Origin of the sequence: Pseudomonas fluorescens, from assembly GCF_002837185.1 — a bacterium.
Classification (GTDB): domain Bacteria; phylum Pseudomonadota; class Gammaproteobacteria; order Pseudomonadales; family Pseudomonadaceae; genus Aquipseudomonas; species Aquipseudomonas fluorescens_AM.
Map to the genome: position 1 here is coordinate 14,307 of NZ_KZ478013.1, position 19,003 is coordinate 33,309.

Sequence of the window (19,003 nt, forward strand, 5' to 3'; positions counted from 1 at the left end):
AGCCCGTTATTCTGGTGTGCCCGCATGGAAATTAAGGTCAACTTTCTCGACAACCTTCGGCTTGAAGCCAAGTTCGATGATTTCACGGTGATTGCCGACCAGCCGATTCGCTACAAGGGTGACGGTTCGGCGCCGGGGCCATTCGATTACTTCCTGGCTTCGTCGGCGTTGTGCGCGGCGTACTTCGTGAAGCTGTACTGCGCCACGCGCAATATTCCCACGGACAATATTCGCCTGTCGCAGAACAACATCGTCGACCCGGAAAACCGCTACAACCAGATCTTCAAGATCCAGGTCGAGCTGCCGGCGGACATTTCCGACAAGGACCGCCAAGGCATCCTGCGTTCCATCGACCGTTGCACCGTGAAAAAAGTAGTGCAGGCCGGGCCGGAGTTTGTGATCGAGCAAGTGGACAACCTCGACGCCGACGCCCAGGCGCTGTTGATGCCCAACTCGACGTCGGAGGCGGGCACCTACATCGCCGGCAAGGACCTGCCGCTGGAGCAGACCATTGCCAATATGTCGGCGATCCTTGCGCGCCTGGGCATGAAGATCGAGATCGCCTCGTGGCGCAATATCGTGCCCAATGTCTGGTCGCTGCATGTGCGCGATGCCCACTCGCCGATGTGTTTCACCAACGGCAAGGGTGCGACCAAGGAGGGCGCGCTGGCATCGGCACTGGGCGAGTTTATCGAGCGGCTCAACTGCAACTTCTTCTACAACGACCAGTTCTGGGGCGAAGAGCTGGCCAATGCGCCGTTCGTGCATTACCCGGATGAGCGCTGGTTCCAGCCGGGCCCCAACGACGAGCTGCCGAGCGAGATCCTCGACGCTTACTGCCGCAAGGTCTACGACCGCGAAGGCGAACTGCGCGGTTCGCACCTGTTCGACACCAACTCCGGTAACGAAGCGCGGGGCATTGTCTCGCTGCCGTTCGTGCGCCAGTCCGATGGCGAAGTGGTGTATTTCCCGTCCAACCTGATCGAAAACCTCTACCTGAGCAACGGCATGAGCGCCGGCAACACCTTGGCCGAAGCCCAGGTGCAGTGCCTGTCGGAGATTTTCGAGCGGGCGGTGAAGCGCGAAATCATCGAAGGTGAATTTGCCCTGCCGGACGTACCTGCCGAGGTATTGGCCAAATACCCCGGCATCCTCGCCGGTATTGAAGGCCTGGAGGCCCAGGGCTTCCCGGTGCTGGTCAAGGATGCGTCCCTGGGCGGTGAATTCCCGGTGATGTGCGTGACCCTGATGAACCCGCGCACCGGCGGTGTCTTCGCCTCGTTCGGCGCGCACCCAAGCTTTGAAGTGGCGCTGGAGCGCAGCCTCACCGAACTGCTGCAAGGCCGCAGTTTCGAAGGCCTGAACGACTTGCCGCAGCCGACCTTCGAAGGCCAGGCGGTTACCGAGCCGAACAACTTCGTCGAGCACTTTATCGACTCCAGCGGGGTGGTGTCGTGGCGCTTTTTCAGCGCCCGATCGGACTACGAATTCGTCGAATGGGACTTCTCCGGCCACGGCGAAGACTCCAATGCCCAGGAGGCCGCAACGCTGTTCGGCATCCTGGAAGGCATGGGCAAAGAATCGTACATGGCGGTTTACCAACACCTGGGCGCCACCGCCTGCCGCATCCTGGTGCCGGACTATTCGGAAATCTACCCGGTGGACGACCTGATCTGGGACAACACCAACAAGGCACTGTTTTTCCGCGAAGACATCCTCAACCTGCACCGCCTTGATGAGGACGCGTTGCAGGCCTTGGTCGAGCGCCTGATCGAAAGCGAGCTGGACGACTACACGGATATCACCACGCTGATCGGCATCGAGTTCGACGACAACACCGCGTGGGGCCAACTGACCATCCTGGAATTGAAACTGTTGATCTTCCTGGCGTTGAAGCAGTATGAAGAGGCCAAGGAGTGCGTGGAAATGTTCCTGCAGTACAACGACAACACCGTCGAGCGTGGGCTGTTCTACCAGGCGATGAATGCGGTGCTGGAAATGGAACTGGACGACGACCTGGAACTGGCCGACTACGAAGCCAACTTCCGGCGCATGTTCGGCAATGAGCGCATGGACGCGGTGATCGGCTCGGTCGAGGGCAGTGTGCGCTTTTACGGGCTGACACCGACCAGCATGAAGCTCGAAGGGCTGGACCGGCATTTGCGCTTGATCGACAGCTACAAGAAGCTGCATGCGGCGCGGGCCAACGTCATTCTTGGCTGATGTACACCGTCAATGTGGGAGGGGGCTTGCCCCCGATAGCGGTGGGTCAGTTGCCAGTAAGCTGACTGATGCACCGCCATCGGGAGCAAGCCCCCTCCCACAGTTTGAGCGATGTTTGACTTCAAGTATTTGCTAGGACCTGGGGCCAGATCTGCCCGCGCCGCCTAACCTCGCGCCGATTAGCACAAACAGTGTGGGAGGGGGCTTGCCCCCGATGGCGGTGGGTCAGATGTGAATAAGCCGACTGACACACCGCCATCGGGGGCAAGCCCCCTCCCACAGTTTGAGCGATGTTTGACTTCAAGTATTTGCCAGGAGCTGGGGCCAGATCTGCCCGCGCCGCCTAACCTCGGGCCGATTAGCACAACCAGTGTGGGAGGGGGCTTGCCCCCGATAGCGGTGGGTCAGATGTGAATAAGCCGACTGACACACCGCCATCGGGAGCAAGCCCCCTCCCACATTTGATTGATGCCTGACTTTAGATGTGTGCCAGGGCTTGGGCCAAATCTGCGCGCAGATCTTCCACATCCTCAACCCCCACCGACAAACGCACCAACCCGTCACCAATCCCCAACTGCGCCCGCGTCGCCGCCGGGATGCTGGCGTGGGTCATGATCGCCGGGTGTTCGATCAGGCTTTCCACGCCACCCAGACTCTCGGCCAGGGCGAAGATGTTCACATTTTCCAGAAAGCGTGTGGCGCCCGCCAGGTCGCTGTTCAAGTCCACCGAAATCATCCCGCCAAACCCGTGCATCTGCCGTTTGGCCAGTTCGTGCTGCGGGTGGGATTCAAGGCCTGGGTAGTACACCCGCGCCACCTGCGGCTGCTGCTCCAGCCAGGTCGCCAGTTCCAGCGCGTTGCGGCAGTGGCGCTCCATGCGCAGGGCCAGGGTTTTCACGCCGCGCAGGGTCAGGAATGCGTCGAAGGGGCCGGCGATGGCGCCCACCGAGTTTTGCAGAAAGCCCAGGCGTTCGGCCAATTCCGGGTTGTCGCCGACAACGGCGATGCCGCCGATCACATCCGAGTGGCCGTTCAGGTACTTGGTGGTGGAGTGCACGACGATATCGCACCCCAGCTCCAGCGGGCGCTGGATCCACGGGCTGGCGAAGGTATTGTCGGCCACGCAGAGAATGCCGCGCGCACGGCACACGCGGGCAATGGCGCTGAGGTCGGTGAGGCTCAGCAGCGGGTTGCTCGGGGTTTCGACCCAGACCATGCGCGTGTCGTCTTGCAGCGCCGCTTCGAAGGCCGACACGTCACTCAGGTCTACGTAGCTGAACCTGTGGCCGGCGCTGCGCTGGCGCACCTTGTCGAACAGGCGGAAGCTGCCGCCGTACAGGTCATTGCCGGAAACGATGTGCGCACCGGCATCGAGCAACTCCAGCACCGTGGAAATCGCCGCCAGCCCCGAGGCGAACGCGAAGGCCTGAGTGCCGCCTTCAAGGTCGGCCACGCAACGCTCCAGCGCAAAGCGCGTGGGGTTGTGGGAGCGCCCGTAGTCGAAGCCTTTGTGCACGCCAGGGCTGTCTTGCAGGTAGGTGGAGTTGGCATAGATCGGCGGCATCAGCGCGCCCGTGGTCGGGTCGGGGGACTGTCCGGCATGGATCACACGGGTGGCAAACGCGCTTTTATCGGGCTGACTCATGCAAGGGATCTCCGTAGATGGTTGAGCAGGTCGACGCGGGTGATCAGGCCATGGAAGCCCGAGGCGTCGGCAATGATGGCGACCAGGCCGCGATCCAGTTCCGCCTGCAGTTCGGCCAGGCTGGCGCCGGGGGCCAGGGTGTGTGGGGTGCGAGTCATGGCGCTGGCCACGCTCATGGAAAAATGCGCGGCGTCCTGATGCAGGCCCAGCAGCAGGTCGGACTCGTCGATGACCCCGGCCAGTTGCTGGCCGTCGATCAATACCGGCAGTTGCGAGACATCCGCCAGGCGCATGCGCTGGAAGGCGGTAAGCAGGGTGTCGTCGGGGCTGACGCTGATCACCCGGCCATCTTCGAAGCGGCGGGCGATCAGGTCGCGCAGGTCGCCGTAATGCTTGTACTGCAACAGCCCGGCGTCATTCATCCACTGGTCGTTGTAGACCTTGGACAGGTAGCGCGTGCCGGTGTCGCACACGAACGTCACCACGCGCTTGGGTTCGGTTTGCTCGCGGCAATAGCGCAGCGCGGCGGCGAGCAGGGTGCCGGTGGACGAGCCGCCCAGAATGCCTTCGGCCTTGAGCAGTTGGCGGGCATGGTCGAAGCTTTCTTCATCGCTGATCGAGTAGGCGTGGCGCACGCTGGACAGGTCGGCAATCGACGGAATGAAATCCTCGCCGATGCCTTCGACGGCCCAGGAACCCGGGGTTTCAAGCTGACCGCTGCGGCTGTATTCGGCCATCACCGACCCCACCGGATCGGCCAGCACCATGGCCAGTTCGGGCTGCACGCGCTTGAAGAAACGGGTCAGGCCGGTAAGGGTGCCGGCCGAGCCGACGCCCACCACAATCGCATCGACATCATGCTGGGTCTGCGCCCAGATCTCCGGTGCGGTGCTGGTTTCATGGGCCAGCGGATTGGCCGGGTTGTTGAATTGATCGGCAAAGAACGAGCCCGGAATATCCTTGGCCAGGCGCGCCGCCACGTCCTGGTAATACTCGGGATGGCCCTTGCCCACATCGGAGCGGGTGATATGCACCTCGGCGCCCATGGCCTTGAGGTGCAGCACCTTTTCCGTGGACATCTTGTCCGGCACCACCAGCACCACCCGATAGCCCTTGGCCCGACCGACCAGCGCCAGGCCCAGGCCGGTGTTGCCGGCGGTGGCTTCGATAATGGTGCCGCCGGGGCACAGGCGGCCGTCGCGCTCGGCGGCGTCGATCATGGCCAGGCCGATACGGTCCTTGATGGAGCCGCCGGGGTTTTGCGATTCAAGCTTGAGAAACAGCGTGCAGGGGCCGGTGTCGAAGCGGCTGACCTTGACCAGCGGCGTGTTGCCAATCAGTTCAAGTACGGCGGGGCGGGAGAGGGTAGGCATGTCGTCACCTGGGTTACGGGATGGGCACAGGGTGGGGGGACAGCAAATTACTGCATGGCTTGAAACATAGGCCGCTATCGCCAGGCTCGCAACCGAGCGGTCCGATGCATGACTTTTTTTGGCGCATGGGCGATCGGGAGGTGGGACTGGTGATGAGCAAATGTGGGAGCGCACGAGCCTTGGCGAGGCCGCGAAGGCGGCGGCACTGCTGGCATTCACGTTGCCTGACCTACCGCCATCGCGGCCTCGCCAAGGCTCGAGCGCTCCCACACCGTCAGTGGGCGTTGCCTCACAACTGCTCGGCGATCGCAGCCTTGTCAATCACCGACCAGACGCGAGCGAATTTACCGTCGACGCATTCATAGAACACGTTCTCGTCGAACACGACCGTCTTGCCATTGATCGGCAGCCCGAAAAACTCACCCCTGGGGCTGACCCGAAAGTTCAGCCGACTGGCGACCGTCGGCGGGTCGGCAACCAGCAACTGAATACGGAACACCAGATCGGGAATTTCCCGGAAGTCCCGCTCCAGCATCGCCCGGTAACCCTCCAGGCCGACCCGGCTCACGTTGTAGGTGACATCGGCGTGGACAAAATCACCCAGGTGCTGCCAATCCTGGCGATTCAGACAATCGATATAGCTTTCGTAGAAGCTGGCGAGTTGGTCGCGGGTCATGGGCTACTCTCTTCGGTTAAACGCGCTCATCCACTGTCGTCGGCAAATGGATGTCGGCGCAAGTGCGTGACCCCTTACGCCGCGAACGCCAGCCCAACCCCAGCACCATCAGCAAACCCAGCCCTGCCATCAGCGCACCGGCCAGGGAAATGGCCGGATAGCCCAAGCCGGCGTTGATCACCGCGCCGCCCACTGCCGCGCCAATCGCATTGCCAAAATTGAAGGCGCCGATGTTCATCGCCGAGGCCAGGTTGGGCGCAGCTTTGGCGGCCTCCATCACACGCATCTGCAACGGCGGCACCAGGGCAAAGCTGGCGGCGCCCCACAGCAGGATCGACAAGGCGGCCGGCAGCGGCCATTGCATCAGCACCGAGAAAGCCAGCAGCACGGCAATCAACACCACCAACGACGTAATGAGCGTACGGTCCACCGAGCGGTCCGCAGACTTGCCGCCCCACACGTTGCCCAGGGTCAGCCCGATACCGAACAGCACGAGCATGCCAGTGACGAAGTTAGTCGATGCGTGAGTAACGTCGCGCAAAATTGGCGCGATGTAAGTGAACACCGTAAACATCGCACTGGAGCCCACCACCGTCAGCGCCAATGCCGCCAGCACCGGCCCGCGACCCAGCACGCGAATCTCCGCCATCAGGCTGCCGCCTTTGGGCGCGGGCGCATTCGGCAATGCCCACCAGAGCGCCGCCATCACCACCGCGCCGAGCCCGCTGATGCCCCAGAACGCCGTGCGCCAGCCGAAGTTCTCACCAAACCAGGTCGCCAGCGGCACGCCTCCGATGGTCGCCAGGGTCAGCCCCAGAAACATCGCCGCGACCGCACCCGCGCGCTTTTCCGGTGCTACCACACTTGCCGCCACAATCGCGCCAATGCCGAAGAACGCCCCGTGGTTCAGCGACGTCACTAGCCTCGCGATCATCAAGGTCTGGTAATTGGTCGCCAGCGCCGACAGCAAATTACCCAGGGTGAAAATCGCCATCAGCCCGATCAGCAGATAACGGCGCGGCACCCTGGCCGTCGCCAGCGTCATGATCGGCGCACCGATCAGCACGCCCATGGCGTAGGCGCTCACCAACAGCCCGGCGGCGGGAATGGATACGCCAAGATCGGCGGCAATACCGGGCAACATGCCCATGGGTGCAAACTCGGTGACCCCGATGCCAAAGGCACCGACGGACAACGCTACAAGGGGTGGATTGATACGCATGGGTGACTCCTCATCTGTGTGCCGAATGCTACAATCCAGCCTTTTCCAGCAGTAGCCCCTGGTTGGGAACTACACCTTTGCGCAGGAGGCAAAAATGGACATGGCCGGCCGCTCAGGCGAGATGGAAGTGTTCACCCTGGTCGCCGAACACGGCAGCCTGTCCGGCGCGGCGCGCGCCCTGGGGCTGACGCCATCGTCCATCAGCCGCATCATCACCCGCACCGAACAGCGCATCGGCACCCGGCTACTGCTGCGCACCACCCGCGCCATCACCTTCACCGCCGAAGGCGAAGCCTACCTGCGCGGCGCCCGGCGCATCCTCGCGGACATGGCCGAAGTCGAAGACGCCATCACCGACCAGGGCGCCCCACGCGGCCGCTTGCGAGTCAGCGCGGCACTGGCCCATGGCCGCATGACCATCGTTCCACTGGTCGCCGCCTTCAGCGCCCGCTATCCCGCCATCGTGGTCGACCTGATGCTCGGCGACGAAGTGGTGGACATCCTCGGCGGCCAGGCAGACGTGGCCATCCGCTTCGGCCCACTCCCCGACAGCCCCTTGACCGCCCGCCATATCGGCGCCACCGGCCAAGTCATCGTCGCCTCCCCGGACTACCTGGTCCGGCACGGCACCCCGGTGACGCCGCAGGACCTACTTCAGCACAACTGCCTGCGCTTCAACTTCCGCCGGGCGGCTCCCGACTGGCCGTTTCGCATGGACGGGCGGGAGTTTTCTTTAAAGGTGGCGGGAACGATTGAAGGGAACAGCGGCGAGGCATTGGCGCAATTGGCGAAGCTGGGGGCGGGGATTGCGCGGGTAGGAACGTTCAGCGTGGCGCAGGATCTTGAACGCGGGGATCTGGTGCCGTTGCTGGAGGCTTATAACCCGGAGGATGTGGAGCCGATTCATGCGGTGTTTGTGGGGGGCACGGCGATGCCGGCGCGGGTGAGGGCGTTTGTGGATTTTTTGCTGGAGCGGCATGAGGGTTGACGATATCCCTGGCTGTATCGCTTGGCGGATAGTGGGTATATGTCGGTTAAGCCCGGGTGCTACGGTGATCATTCGTGACGCCGGGACCGGCGAAGAACTGCGCAGTTTCCTGCTTCTGACGAAGGGCTTGAGTCGGCTAAAAGCGGACACCAGGAGCGTCTACGAAACCCGGAGCGATTCACGCTCGGCCCAAAGCGGCCTGTCAATAAAGGAGAATTCCCTAAAACCGCGTCCATCCGTCACATCCCCCTCCAGCCCCCACCCAACCGGCCGATAACCCTACCAATCGCGTGCCTACCCCTATCCCCCCAAATCGAGTCCACCACATGAACCCACTCTCCCGTCTAAAAAAAGCCCGGGGTGATCGTCAAGGCACCGCCACGCTCACCAGCACTGCCAACGATCTGGACGCCTCCCTCACCGCCTTACGTATCACCCCCACCCTGATCACCGGCTTTATCTCGCCGCATCTGGACATCGACGTAATCTCCGCCAAGCTCAAACGCCGCTTCCCCCAATCCACCATCAGCCTGTGCACCACCTCCGGCGAACTCTGCAATGCACCCAATTCGCTGTATTGCGCCACGGGCGAGCGCTGGGACCGGGTTGTATTGCAGCTGTTCGACGACAGTCTGATCGCCTCGGCCGAGGTGGTGATGGTGCCGTTGGAGTGTGAGGACATTCGCGGTGGCGGTAAGCGGTTGGGGATGCAGGAGCGGATTGCCAAGTTGGTGGCCAATATCAAGCGAGTGCAGGTACGCATGTCGATTGATCATCGCGATACGTTGGCGTATGTGGTGTTCGACGGGTTGTCGGCGTCGGAGTCGTTCTTTATGGAGGCGCTGTATGAGTCGGGGCGGTTTCCATGTTTGTTTGTAGGGGGATCGGCCGGGGGTAAGTCGGATTTCCAGAAGACGCTGATTCATGACGGTCAGCGCAGTTATCAGAACCATGCGCAGATTGTGTTCCTGAAGACGGCGGCAAATGTGCGGTTTGGGGTGTTCAAGAGCCAGAACTTCAAACCGGCGGATTTGACCTTCAGTGTGCTGACCGCGTCGGTGGAGGACCGCACGATTGACCAGGTGATCGACAGCAACGGCAATATCAAGAGCATGGTGCAAGCGCTGTGTGATGCGTTCAGTTGCGTGCCCCAGGCGCTGGAGTCGAAGCTGGCGGACTATTCGTTTGCGATTCGGGTGGGCAGTGAGTTGTTTGTACGATCCATCGCGCGCATCGATTATGAGCAGCAGATCGTGCAGTTGTTTTGCGACGTGGCGCCGGGCGAGGAATTGGTGATGGTGCGGCGTACGCCGTTGCGTGAGGCGACGCGCCTGGACTATGAGCAGTTCCTGCGCGGCAAGGGTGGCCAGCCGGTGGCGGGGATTTTGAATGACTGCATTTTGCGCCGGCTGAACAACGGCGCCGAGCTGGCCAGCATGGCCGGCATTTTTGGTGATGTACCGTTGGCGGGTTTTTCGACCTTTGGGGAGATTTTGGGCTTGAACCTGAATCAGACGCTGACTGCGATTTTCTTCTTTCGGGTGGCCAAGGGTGCGAGTTTCAGTGATGAGTACGTGGACAATTTCATCGCCCATTACGGCGAGTTCAAGGCGTTTTTCCTACGGCGCCAGGTGAAGAAGTTGGCGGGGTTGAACCATGTGGTGGTCAAGCAGATTACCGCGTTCAAGAACAATGACTTCAGCAATACCCTCAATACCCGTGGGCTGGACCGCAATATCCTGCCGGTGTTCGAAGGCTTGGCAGATTTAGGCATGGTGTTGGCCCATGCCGAGCGTCAGCAGGAGGACATCGCCGCGCAGCTCAAGCATTACTCGGGTGAGTTGCACGCGTCGATGGATGAACTTGTGGGTACGATCAACCAGCAGAACGCCGTGTCTGCCCAGGCCGGGACAACGGTGGAAGGGCTTTCCAGCCAGGCGGATGTGGCGGTGGAAGGCGCGCGCACGCTGGCCGGGTCGAGTTTGCGTATCCAGTCGATTGTGCAGGTGATCCAGCAGATCGCCGGGCAGACCAACCTGCTGGCGCTTAACGCCGCTATTGAAGCGGCGCGCGCGGGCGACCTGGGCCGGGGTTTTGCGGTGGTGGCGGATGAAGTGCGCAAACTGGCGGAAATCACCCGTAAGAATGCGGCGGAAATCGGTGTGGATATTGACCTGCTGTCCAGTGAGATCCAGCGTGTTGCCCAGCAGATCGAAGACCAATCCACCGGCGTCGGCGCGTTGCGCGAAATGCTCGATGCACTGGGGGCGTCGAGCCGCGCGACCGAGGGTACGGCGCAACGCACTAAAACCATTGCGGATACGTTGACCGGGCTCACCCATGCGTAGGCGCAAGTCGAGTCGCCAGGGCTACAACGCTTATCCGCAATAATCGGTTGAAAAAGCATCATCAAAGCGGCTGCGGGGCGTAGCGAACGTCAGGACTGCGCCCCTGGCGGATGGCCGAAATACGCCTTATAGGCATGATTGAAGTTGGCAGGGTTGGCGTAGCCCAGACGGTGGGCAATCTGTGCCACGTGCCATTTGCGCTGGCGCAGCAGGTTGCGCGCCAGTTCCAGGCGCTGTTGGCGCACGTAATCGAGCATCGACTGGCCGTACACCCGGCTGAAGGCGCGTCTCAGGGTGGTTTCACCCACGCCCAGTTCCCGTGCCAGCGCCAGAGTGCCGGGTGGGTTCATCAGGTTGGCGTCGAGCTTGAAGCGTGCTTCGTGTGCCAGGTCCGAATGGCTGCGCAACGCGGTCTCAGGGGTGGCCGGCTGTGGCGCCAGGTGCGTCGCCAGCTCGACCAGCACGGCCAGGCTCAGGCTTTCCTGATTCAGCCGTTCCAACGTGCCCTGGTAGGGCGAGTGATAAAGGCGCTCGAACAAACGCCCGACGACACGGCAGCCGTGCAGTTCTGAAAAGTGCATGCCATCGTCGAGCAGCCTGGCCAGCGATTGCAGTGTCGGGTCTTCTTCGGCCAATTCGCGCAGGTAGTCGCCGCCGATGCGCAGCCCGGCCATGCGCGCATGGCTGCCGGCAGGCATCTGGTCCATGGCTTCCATGCTTTCGCTCAAGCCCAGCACATGAGGCGCGCCGAGGGTGTATTCATTTAGCCGACCGTCTACCCGATGCTGCCATTGCCCATTCAGTACCTGCACGATGCACACGCTGTCGGGCAGCACCTTGTGGATGCGTAACGGTTCGGGGAACTGCAAATCGCAGTCGAAATATTGCAGGTGCGACCGCACAGTCTGCGCGCGGTAATGGCCGACCGCGCTGCCGATGACCTGCCGCGCGCTGGCATCGAATACACCGGCCTGGTCCAGGGCCTCTGGGTGATCGAAGCAGAAGTGGGTGTCCAGATAGGGGTTGCGGCGGTCCATTGGTAAAAGCGTCCGTCAGGGCTGGTGGGCAGCGTTGCATGATATCGACATCGGGCAGTCCGATCAGTTGTTGTGACTCACGGCCTTATTGTTGTGCGCCACGGCCGGGCCGCTTGGCACGCGCCGGAGCTTTGATTTCAATGGTTGGCTTTCAACTCTCGAGGAAGCCATAAATGTTGATGTATCGCAAGTGGGCAGCGCTGCTGGGCCTGGTTCTGGCCGTGATCGCGGGCCTCGCCCATGCTGACAATCGTCCGGAAGTCGCGGAAAAAGTGCTGGCCTATGCCGGCGAAGGCGGCGTGAAAGTCTGGACCCTGCGCATCGGTGCGCGCGGTGACAATCAGGCGCTGGTGCAGGTGGAGGGCGTGGACCATGACTGGAACATGAAGATCCAGAAAATGGCCGTGGAAAAGACCAGCAAGGACACCCGTTATTCCACCACCGTGGACGGCCAGAAATTCGTGGTGCTGGTGCTGCAACAAGGTTGGGGCGAGCTGTACCTGCCTGGCGAATCGCAGGCGCTGAACGTCGGCTATGACGAGTTCCTGTCCAGCCAAGGCAATGCACAGGCTTTTTTGACCGATTATTTGCAGGCCAACTGAGCCATGGGCCGGTTCGCGCGGTGGTCGTGGCCGCTGACGATGTTGCTGCTGCCGCTGGTACTGATGGGCTGGGCCAGTGTGCAAGGCGGGCGCGTCGATGACGTGCTGCGCGAAGCACAGGGTATGGGCAGCGACTACGCTTGGCTGCGCGTGCTTGAGGTGCTGGCGGGGCTGGCCTACTGGCTGGCCCTCGCCGCGTTGGTGGCCGGACCTGCGACGTGGCTCAAGCTGAGGCTGGATGCCTGGCGCGCGCTGAAGTCCAGGGATTTTCTCTACGACCGCCTGTTCCTCTGCTGGCGTGCCTTGGGGCATTGGCTGGTGGCGTACACCGGGCTGTTGGTGGGCGCGTTGGCCCTGAGCCTGGTGTATGAACTGAGCTGGGGCTGGGACCACTTCAAGGCCGGTGGCGCGTTCATGCTGGTGGTGGCGGTGCCGCTGATTGCGGTGCTGTGGGCGGGATGTTTGTTGATCGGGCGTCTGCGCCAGCGATGGCATGCCCTGGATAGCCCGTCCTCGGCGCTTCTGGGGCAAAGGATCGGGCGTGACAAGGCCCCGGCCTTGTGGGCGTGGATTGAACAACTGGCCACAGCCACCTGCGCGCCGGTGCCCGACCATATCGTGGTGGGCATCGACCAATCGTTTTTCGTCACCAGCGTCAATGTGGCCCTGCAACCGGCCTGCGACTTGCTCTGCGGGCGTACCCTGTACCTGCCGCTGACCTACCTCTCGACCCTGAGCCAGGCCGAGACCGCGTCGATCATCGGTCATGAGCTGGGCCATTTCAGCCGCCGCGACACCGAGCGCGGCAGCCAGATCGGTGCGCAATTCAGCCTGATGTGCCTGCACTTTGCGTTTATCCGTGCCGAGGATGCCGACCCGGCGTGGATCGAGCGCCCGGCGATCTGGATGACGCAACGTTTCCTGCATTACTTTCAACTGGCGGTGCATCACTGGGGACGCGCTCAGGAATTGGTCGCGGATCGGGTGGGCGCCAATATCGGCGGTGAGCGCCTGTTCTGCCAGGCGCTGTTACGGGTGATCGCGTTGGACGGTGAAATCGCCACGCTGCTCGCCGAGCGTCACTCCAACCTGATCCAGGCCCTGGCCGACCACCTGAGCCACGCGCCGCTGCGCCTGAACGAGGCGGCGCTGGACCACGCCATCGCGCACCCTTTCGATACACACCCGCCGACGGCATTACGCCTCCAGCAACTGGGCGTAACGCTGGATGAGGCGCTGCTGGCCGAGGCCACCCGCGTGCCCACCGAGCACGACCGACACTGGTTCAGCCAACTCACCCGTACGGCGCCGCTGGCTGCCGCGCAGCCCGGATAACCGCAGATACCAAACGCTCAAGGAGAATGACCCATGACCCAACCCTTCGATCCGCTGTCGGATCTCGCCAGTTCACTCAGCCAGGAATATGCCGAATCCCGCGACGCCCAGCGCGAGCGTGCGATGGCCGAACTCGAGCAGGTTATCCAGCGCGTCCCCGAACAGACCGAATTCACCAACTCGCGCCGGTACAAGGTGCGCGGCCCGCTGTTTTTGCTGATTGCCCTGGGCTTGCTGGGGTACGCCCTGAATCGCGGGGCCACCGGCCTGGCCGTGTGTGCCGCGGTGATGGCGGTGGTGTTTGTATTGATCACTTGGCAGCACCGCAACGCCGGGCAACACGCGTTTATGCGCTTGACCCGCCGCCAGTTGTTTGTAGACACCCTGAGCGCACCGTTGAATCTGGTGGACATTGTCGACGTCTGCGCCGGTGAGGAAGGCTGGCTGACGGTGCAGAAACTGATGTTGCGGCCCGATGCGCCCCTGCCTGTTCATCGCTCCGCGCGACAACTGTTCGGCAACCAGGCCCTGGCCCTGAAAAAGCCCCAGCCGCAGATCCGCATCCAATCTGCCGGCCTGATGCATGAGGGCGTTACCCTGGATTGCGACCAGGTTGCACACATCCTCAACGCCTATTGCCAAGCCGCCCACGCGCAACGACAGCTTGATGCGCTGCGCCAGGGCACTCGGAGCGATTCCTGAGTGGTTGTACGGTGAAATCTGGGTCATGAAATCAGGGCAGACCACACTTCAGATAGTGGTGGTCTGACCCTGTTTGTATGGCCCCGCATGTATGCGATGGGCAAGGCCGATAGACAGGGCATTTCACATACGCAGCATCGATTCACCGTCCATTCCGCAGGGAGGATCGAATGTGCCATGCCATCCAATCAGCGGGCGCCCAAACGAATCTGCGTAATACCTGGCGTCGCTGGGAATTTGTACCACTCCTCCCGCATAGGCAACGAGCATCAACGTACTCGCTCGATGCTCATTCGCCTCCTGGAAAAGGTTACTGCTGGGCAGCAGAGCTGGGTTGGACGGAACTGACCACAAGGAGCGATCCTCAAAGCTTGACCGATCCAGTAGAAGAGCGAGTTCACTGTGTCCATGCTCCCGAGCCACCTCAATTGCGGACTTCCCTTTGGCGCTCTGCCTGGCAGCTGAACCACCAAGGCGAATGAGTTCAATGCATGCAGCCTCGTGCCCGAAATAAGCGGCTTGGTGCAAGAATGTCCAGCCGGAGGAGGGCGCCTGGTACAGGCTGCAAAGCCGGCCGAGCAAAGGCTCTTGCATCCACTGCGACATAACGCTGTCCCAGTCTCCATTTTTGGCCTGCTCGTAGATTTGACTTATCAGATAGTTCAGAGCGCTCATGCGTTTACGACCTATGATCGACAGTGTGGTTCTAATCGGGATCAGGTTGCGCGGGATTATCTACGATGGAGGTAACGCTGCGACATATCAGTTTTTCATTTGTTTAAAGTCTGCCCCCTTTTTTTATTGCCGATTGTTCATTACGGCAATTCTGTTGTGACTGACGGCCATGCAATAGGTATGAGCAAATAATTCTGTCCTAATAGGCTTTTACTGGTTCAAAGGCGTCTGTCTGATGATACGAAGCACTTTCATATTCCTTTTGGCTGCAGGCATTGGCTGCGTCCACGCGGCCGAGAAGGTGCCGTTGGAGCGCGAAATCAAGGACTGGATTATCGGCTGCGATAACACACGAACATGCACGGCCATCAGTGCCGTGCAGCAGCGCGATGACACTGGTTTTTCAACGTTCAGCGTACGAATCACACGTGAAGCCGGCCCGCAGGGCGCCTTGCATGTCGGGGTGTTCAGCTACACGAAACCCCTCGGCCAGCCAACACTTGATGACGAACCGCTGAAGTCTCAATTTGAGCCTGGCGAACTGAAAGAAGGCGATACACCCGAGGTGTTTGCGCTGAACGGTAAGTCAGCCCAAGCCCTGATCACAGAATTGCGCAACGGGAACTACCTGGTACTGCCGTTCAAGGAGGATAAATCGTACGCATCGCTAAGCGGGATGAGTGCGGCGCTGTTGCTGATGGACTCGGTCCAGGGGCGGGTCGGCACGCAGGACGCCCTGATCTCCAAGGGGCCGGCGCCCGCTGGCAGCGTGCCGCAAGCCGCCGCCGCTCCGCTAGCGCCAAGTTGGCAGGCACCTGCCGCGCTGACGCCGGACAAAGCAAAAGAGATCACGGATGCCGTGGTGGTCGCCACGCGCAAGGACTGGCAGGAAGATCTGAATGAAGGTATCGCGCCAAAAGCCAAAGCGTATGCCTTGAGTTCAGATCAAGCGCTAGTGATCATCGAAACCGGCTGTGGGGCCTACAACTGTTTCTACACTATTTACCAGGCGCCTCTGGACCACCCGGAGCAGGCGCGTGCGGCGCTGATCGCCGACGTGCCAAACCTGCCGGAAAGAGAGCCCCAGGGCTTTGTAGCGTTTGATCCGGCCACGGGTGAACTTAGCAGTCAGGTAAGGGCGATGAGTATGGGCAATTGTGGCACTGCGCTGCGCTGGCGTTACGATGGTAAGGGTTTCACGCTGACGCATGCGGCTGAAATGATCCCGTGCATGGGACTGGATCAGGTGTACTGGCCTGTGCTGTGGCGTACCCAGGCAAGCCGCTGATACTGTCGGATATCCCACCATGCTGACGTTCCTGATTGATCCGTGCAGTGACACATTGGTTGCTTTGGACTGGTCAGGCCGTCGAAAGAGCAATCGCTTTTTCTAAGACGGCTTGTAACATCTTCTCCGGTGATTGTGCCTTGTTGAAGACGCTCGGTGCCAATGTATCAGCGTCGTTTTCAGTCGATTGCCTGAGAAGGGCGAGCGGCCCCGAGTGTTCTAACTGCTCTTGGTAAAGACTTTTGATACTGTCCCTAAAGCCATCAGGGTATGCCGCTTTCTCGACCGCTGGAAGATCATCGAAATAGTCCATGATGCCTTTGAAGATTTCACTGTTGTCACCGCCGTTCGTGATAGTGGCGTACAACTTGGAAAAATAGGTTTCATCCTGCTTACTAAGCTCCCCATAGGCGGCATATCGTTCGGCATCCGTATAGGTTCCTGAATCATCATAAACAATATTGCTTAGCCCGTTTCGAGCCATACCTTCAAACGGGTTTGGAAGTTTTTCCGGGGGGAGTTTAGAAAGCCCAATTGCGTAATCCAGTGACTGCTGACCTAACGCCAAACGGGCAGGGTCGTCTGTTTTGGGAAGCAGGTCCTCATTATCAAGATTCCCGCCAGCAATCCGCTGCCCGAAATTGTACATATCGCTCTGACCTTTTGCATATTGTCCTTTTAAATCCTTATTGGACATAGAGGCTTGTTTATCATCAGCGTTACTTAATGCGTACAGTGCCCGTGCAGAATCGGAGATTGTGACGGTCTCCGTCGTCTTGAGGGCGACATCCCCTGAAGGTAAATTTACAGGGTTGGACGAAGGCGGCTTCTCTTGTGTAGACACTTTTGCCTGTGTGCTTGCTTGATACGATTTAATCGAAATATCCATGGTGATACTCCATACGCTGGAGATAGATCGAGAGCTATCTTTAGCTAAAGTGCCTATACAAATGTCGGATTATTTGATTTCAAATTCGACAGTGTAGTTATAGGGAGGCGTCGATTGAATGGCTGTGATAGTGGCATTGCAAGTAGCCATATCAGAACCAGTGCTGGTGCCCATTTTAGTCCAGCTAGGAGCTTTAGTCGTTGGATTGACTTGGTGGCTTGCTGCAAAACGACATTTCTTATTACCTGACGTATAGACGAAGCGCATTCCTGAAACCGTATCCGCCACACTGGTCAGGGCAAATGTGGTCGTTGCAGACGGCAGAATCGTACTTGGGGAGGGGGCTACACTCCCTGAAAAGTACTCGAAGGTGTAGGCGGCTGGACCGGTCGTAGAGTTCTTTACCTTGACGGTGACGATTATGCCTGCCTGGGCAGATGCAATCATAGAGGCGAATAGAGTTGCTGCCCCGAACAGTTTAGCGAATCTCATAAATATCCCTTTAATTTGATAATCACTATGACTCTTGTCCTTGCGCGTCGTCTTGTATAGAAAAGACAGCAAGACTCAACCTCTATAACGGCAGGTGACCAGAATTCTTTAAGCCAAGGGTTGCCTTTTTGACACATCGGATGAACAGCGAATTCACTACCTGCAGGAACTAACACATATCCAGCCTGCAACCCTTCAATTTCAATAGCTTGCGCAGTGGTCCTGGTTGCCGCTGCCGGCTATCACCCTAGTCACAGTACATAGGTTGAGTTATTCATTTTCGCCATTGCCTGCCGGCACCACTATGCTCTGCTCGTTTCGGTAGAAAGATGGCACTGCCGCCATCCTCCTGGCAAAGTGGGCGGGCGCGTGGGTAGCGGCCACCGTCGGCAATGAAGAGCAGGCCGCCGTCGCTCGGGCGGCGAGGGCAGATCTGGTGTTGGACCGTCTCGCCCACTTCTGGAGCAATCGCATTGAACGCTTTAAGGACATCACCTGTGAAGTACGCAATCTGCGCCACCTTGCTTCTGGCGCTGAGCGGCTGCGTGACCATGTCGGGTGAGTACACCGTGACGGCTCACGACGCATCCGGCGCTCAGATAACAAAGCTCGGGACCTTCGTTGCCCAGGGCCATAACATTTACCCCATACGCAACGCCTTCTGCCTTAACGCGCCAGGGGCGACGGTGATCATTCGCGACGCCAAAACCGGCGAGGAACTGCGCAGCGAGAGTCCTTACCACTGCCGCTAACCCTGCCAGCAAACCTTCCGCTTCACCCCAAAGGCGGGTCAGGACTATGAATTGATTCTGTTGAACGGTGGCCAGTGCCTGGTCGCGTTGCAGCGTTTGAACCCGGCTGGCCAAACTGAAAACGAGCCTGTTGAAAAGGCACAGCTTTGCGTACGCCGAGGTGCATCATATCCAGCTGGCAGGCTGGGCCAATCGCCGGAACATGCTGACGAACATAATAATTGTCGAATTCACTGCTTTCGATGAACTGGAAGCCATGGCGGGTATAAAAGCGATTGGAAGCGCTTTCTTTGAGAGCGCCCACTTTAAGAGGAAGCGCAGCTGCATCCGCCTCTTTGAAAATCTGCGTGAGAACAGCAGACCCCACCCCTGATCCTTGCGCGCTCGGCCTTACATACAAATGATCGAGCAAGAGTTCATTGTGGTGATGTTTGACCACTACGAAACCCACCCTCTCTCCAGATACCTCGATGTAACGTGTGTAGCGAGCTTCAAAGCCGCTAAGAAACCGCTCCCGCGCACGGACCGGATCAAACCGCCCAACACGCTCCAGACTTTCGCGCATGGCCTCAATTCGAATGGCTACCAGAGTATCCAAGTCGCTTTGTTGAGCGGGGACCAAAATGATGGGGGAATTTTGATTGGGTGTGACGGGCATTTGGTGTGCTCCAACTACCATCCTGGGGGCTCAGTATAGAGAGCCTGATTCTGATGAAGCGACCCGCATGGTATGTTCACGGCATAAATGGAGTAACG

General features: G+C 60.0%; 16 protein-coding genes and 1 pseudogene. 8 read left to right on the forward strand and 9 right to left on the reverse strand.

Translation table 11 applies throughout. The features are described 5' to 3' along the window. The first annotated feature begins 24 nt into the window (after positions 1-24). A complete protein-coding gene (locus tag CIB54_RS21415; RefSeq protein ID WP_101220880.1) occupies positions 25-2,223 on the forward strand; it encodes an OsmC domain/YcaO domain-containing protein in 2,199 nt (732 codons plus the stop codon). 478 nt (positions 2,224-2,701) lie between these two features. Here CIB54_RS21415 and CIB54_RS21420 read toward each other — a convergent pair whose 3' ends face one another. The 4 genes from CIB54_RS21420 to CIB54_RS21435 all read right to left on the reverse strand — a co-directional run bounded on the left by CIB54_RS21420 (position 2,702) and on the right by CIB54_RS21435 (position 7,139). After that, positions 2,702-3,868 carry a cystathionine gamma-synthase gene (locus tag CIB54_RS21420; protein WP_101220881.1) on the reverse strand — a complete coding sequence of 389 codons (1,167 nt, stop codon included), beginning with the start codon at positions 3,866-3,868 and terminating at the stop codon, positions 2,702-2,704. Next, entirely contained in the window at positions 3,865-5,241 is a 1,377-nt protein-coding gene (locus CIB54_RS21425) for a pyridoxal-phosphate dependent enzyme (RefSeq protein ID WP_065952577.1), read from the reverse strand. The genes CIB54_RS21420 and CIB54_RS21425 overlap by 4 nt, the downstream gene beginning before the upstream one ends. Before the next feature lie 289 nt (positions 5,242-5,530). Continuing rightward, complete coding sequence (locus CIB54_RS21430) at positions 5,531-5,917, reverse strand: ester cyclase (protein WP_065952578.1); 387 nt, start codon at positions 5,915-5,917, stop codon at positions 5,531-5,533. Between the two features lie 16 nt (positions 5,918-5,933). After that, positions 5,934-7,139: an MFS transporter gene (locus tag CIB54_RS21435; protein ID WP_101220882.1), complete on the reverse strand. Its 1,206-nt coding sequence runs from the start codon at positions 7,137-7,139 to the stop codon at positions 5,934-5,936. A gap of 94 nt (positions 7,140-7,233) precedes the next feature. On the opposite strand from CIB54_RS21435, the gene CIB54_RS21440 reads away from it, so the two are divergent. Next, positions 7,234-8,127, forward strand: coding sequence for a LysR family transcriptional regulator (locus tag CIB54_RS21440; protein ID WP_101220883.1), 894 nt, complete (start codon positions 7,234-7,236; stop codon positions 8,125-8,127). Between the two features lie 326 nt (positions 8,128-8,453). After that, a complete protein-coding gene (locus CIB54_RS21445; protein ID WP_101220884.1) occupies positions 8,454-10,475 on the forward strand; it encodes a methyl-accepting chemotaxis protein in 2,022 nt (673 codons plus the stop codon). An 89-nt stretch (positions 10,476-10,564) separates the two neighbouring features. Here the strand turns inward: CIB54_RS21445 and CIB54_RS21450 are convergent, their stop codons facing one another. Continuing rightward, the gene (locus CIB54_RS21450; protein WP_101220885.1) at positions 10,565-11,512 is read right to left on the reverse strand and encodes a helix-turn-helix transcriptional regulator; all 948 of its coding nucleotides are present in this window, start codon (positions 11,510-11,512) and stop codon (positions 10,565-10,567) included. Between the two features lie 173 nt (positions 11,513-11,685). Between CIB54_RS21450 and CIB54_RS21455 the strand changes: the two genes are divergently transcribed. Genes CIB54_RS21455 through CIB54_RS21465 form a run of 3 tightly spaced genes read left to right on the forward strand, consistent with a single transcriptional unit; the run spans position 11,686 to position 14,151 of the window. After that, positions 11,686-12,114, forward strand: a complete 429-nt coding sequence (locus CIB54_RS21455; protein ID WP_101220886.1) for a hypothetical protein — start codon at positions 11,686-11,688, stop codon at positions 12,112-12,114. A 3-nt stretch (positions 12,115-12,117) separates the two neighbouring features. Further along, on the forward strand, positions 12,118-13,449 hold the full coding sequence (locus CIB54_RS21460) for a M48 family metallopeptidase (protein ID WP_232790587.1): 1,332 nt from the start codon (positions 12,118-12,120) through the stop codon (positions 13,447-13,449). A 33-nt stretch (positions 13,450-13,482) separates the two neighbouring features. After that, positions 13,483-14,151, forward strand: a complete 669-nt coding sequence (locus CIB54_RS21465; protein ID WP_232790588.1) for a hypothetical protein — start codon at positions 13,483-13,485, stop codon at positions 14,149-14,151. Positions 14,152-14,274: 123 nt separating this feature from the next. Here CIB54_RS21465 and CIB54_RS21470 read toward each other — a convergent pair whose 3' ends face one another. Next, positions 14,275-14,826, reverse strand: coding sequence for an ankyrin repeat domain-containing protein (locus CIB54_RS21470; RefSeq protein WP_101220887.1), 552 nt, complete (start codon positions 14,824-14,826; stop codon positions 14,275-14,277). Between the two features lie 235 nt (positions 14,827-15,061). On the opposite strand from CIB54_RS21470, the gene CIB54_RS21475 reads away from it, so the two are divergent. Beyond that, the gene (locus CIB54_RS21475; protein ID WP_101220888.1) at positions 15,062-16,114 is read left to right on the forward strand and encodes a DUF1176 domain-containing protein; all 1,053 of its coding nucleotides are present in this window, start codon (positions 15,062-15,064) and stop codon (positions 16,112-16,114) included. A gap of 73 nt (positions 16,115-16,187) precedes the next feature. On the opposite strand, the gene CIB54_RS21480 is transcribed toward CIB54_RS21475, so the two are convergent. Then, positions 16,188-17,003, reverse strand: a complete 816-nt coding sequence (locus CIB54_RS21480; RefSeq protein ID WP_101220889.1) for a hypothetical protein — start codon at positions 17,001-17,003, stop codon at positions 16,188-16,190. Between the two features lie 69 nt (positions 17,004-17,072). Further along, entirely contained in the window at positions 17,073-17,567 is a 495-nt protein-coding gene (locus CIB54_RS21485; protein ID WP_232790589.1) for a hypothetical protein, read from the reverse strand. Positions 17,568-17,992: 425 nt separating this feature from the next. Here CIB54_RS21485 and CIB54_RS21495 point away from each other — a divergent pair, with 425 nt between their 5' ends. Continuing rightward, the gene (locus tag CIB54_RS21495; protein ID WP_101220890.1) at positions 17,993-18,247 is read left to right on the forward strand and encodes a hypothetical protein; all 255 of its coding nucleotides are present in this window, start codon (positions 17,993-17,995) and stop codon (positions 18,245-18,247) included. Positions 18,248-18,434: 187 nt separating this feature from the next. Here CIB54_RS21495 and CIB54_RS21500 read toward each other — a convergent pair. Beyond that, a pseudogene (locus tag CIB54_RS21500) lies at positions 18,435-18,905 on the reverse strand (GNAT family N-acetyltransferase); the annotation flags it as partial. Between the last annotated feature and the right edge of the window lie 98 nt (positions 18,906-19,003).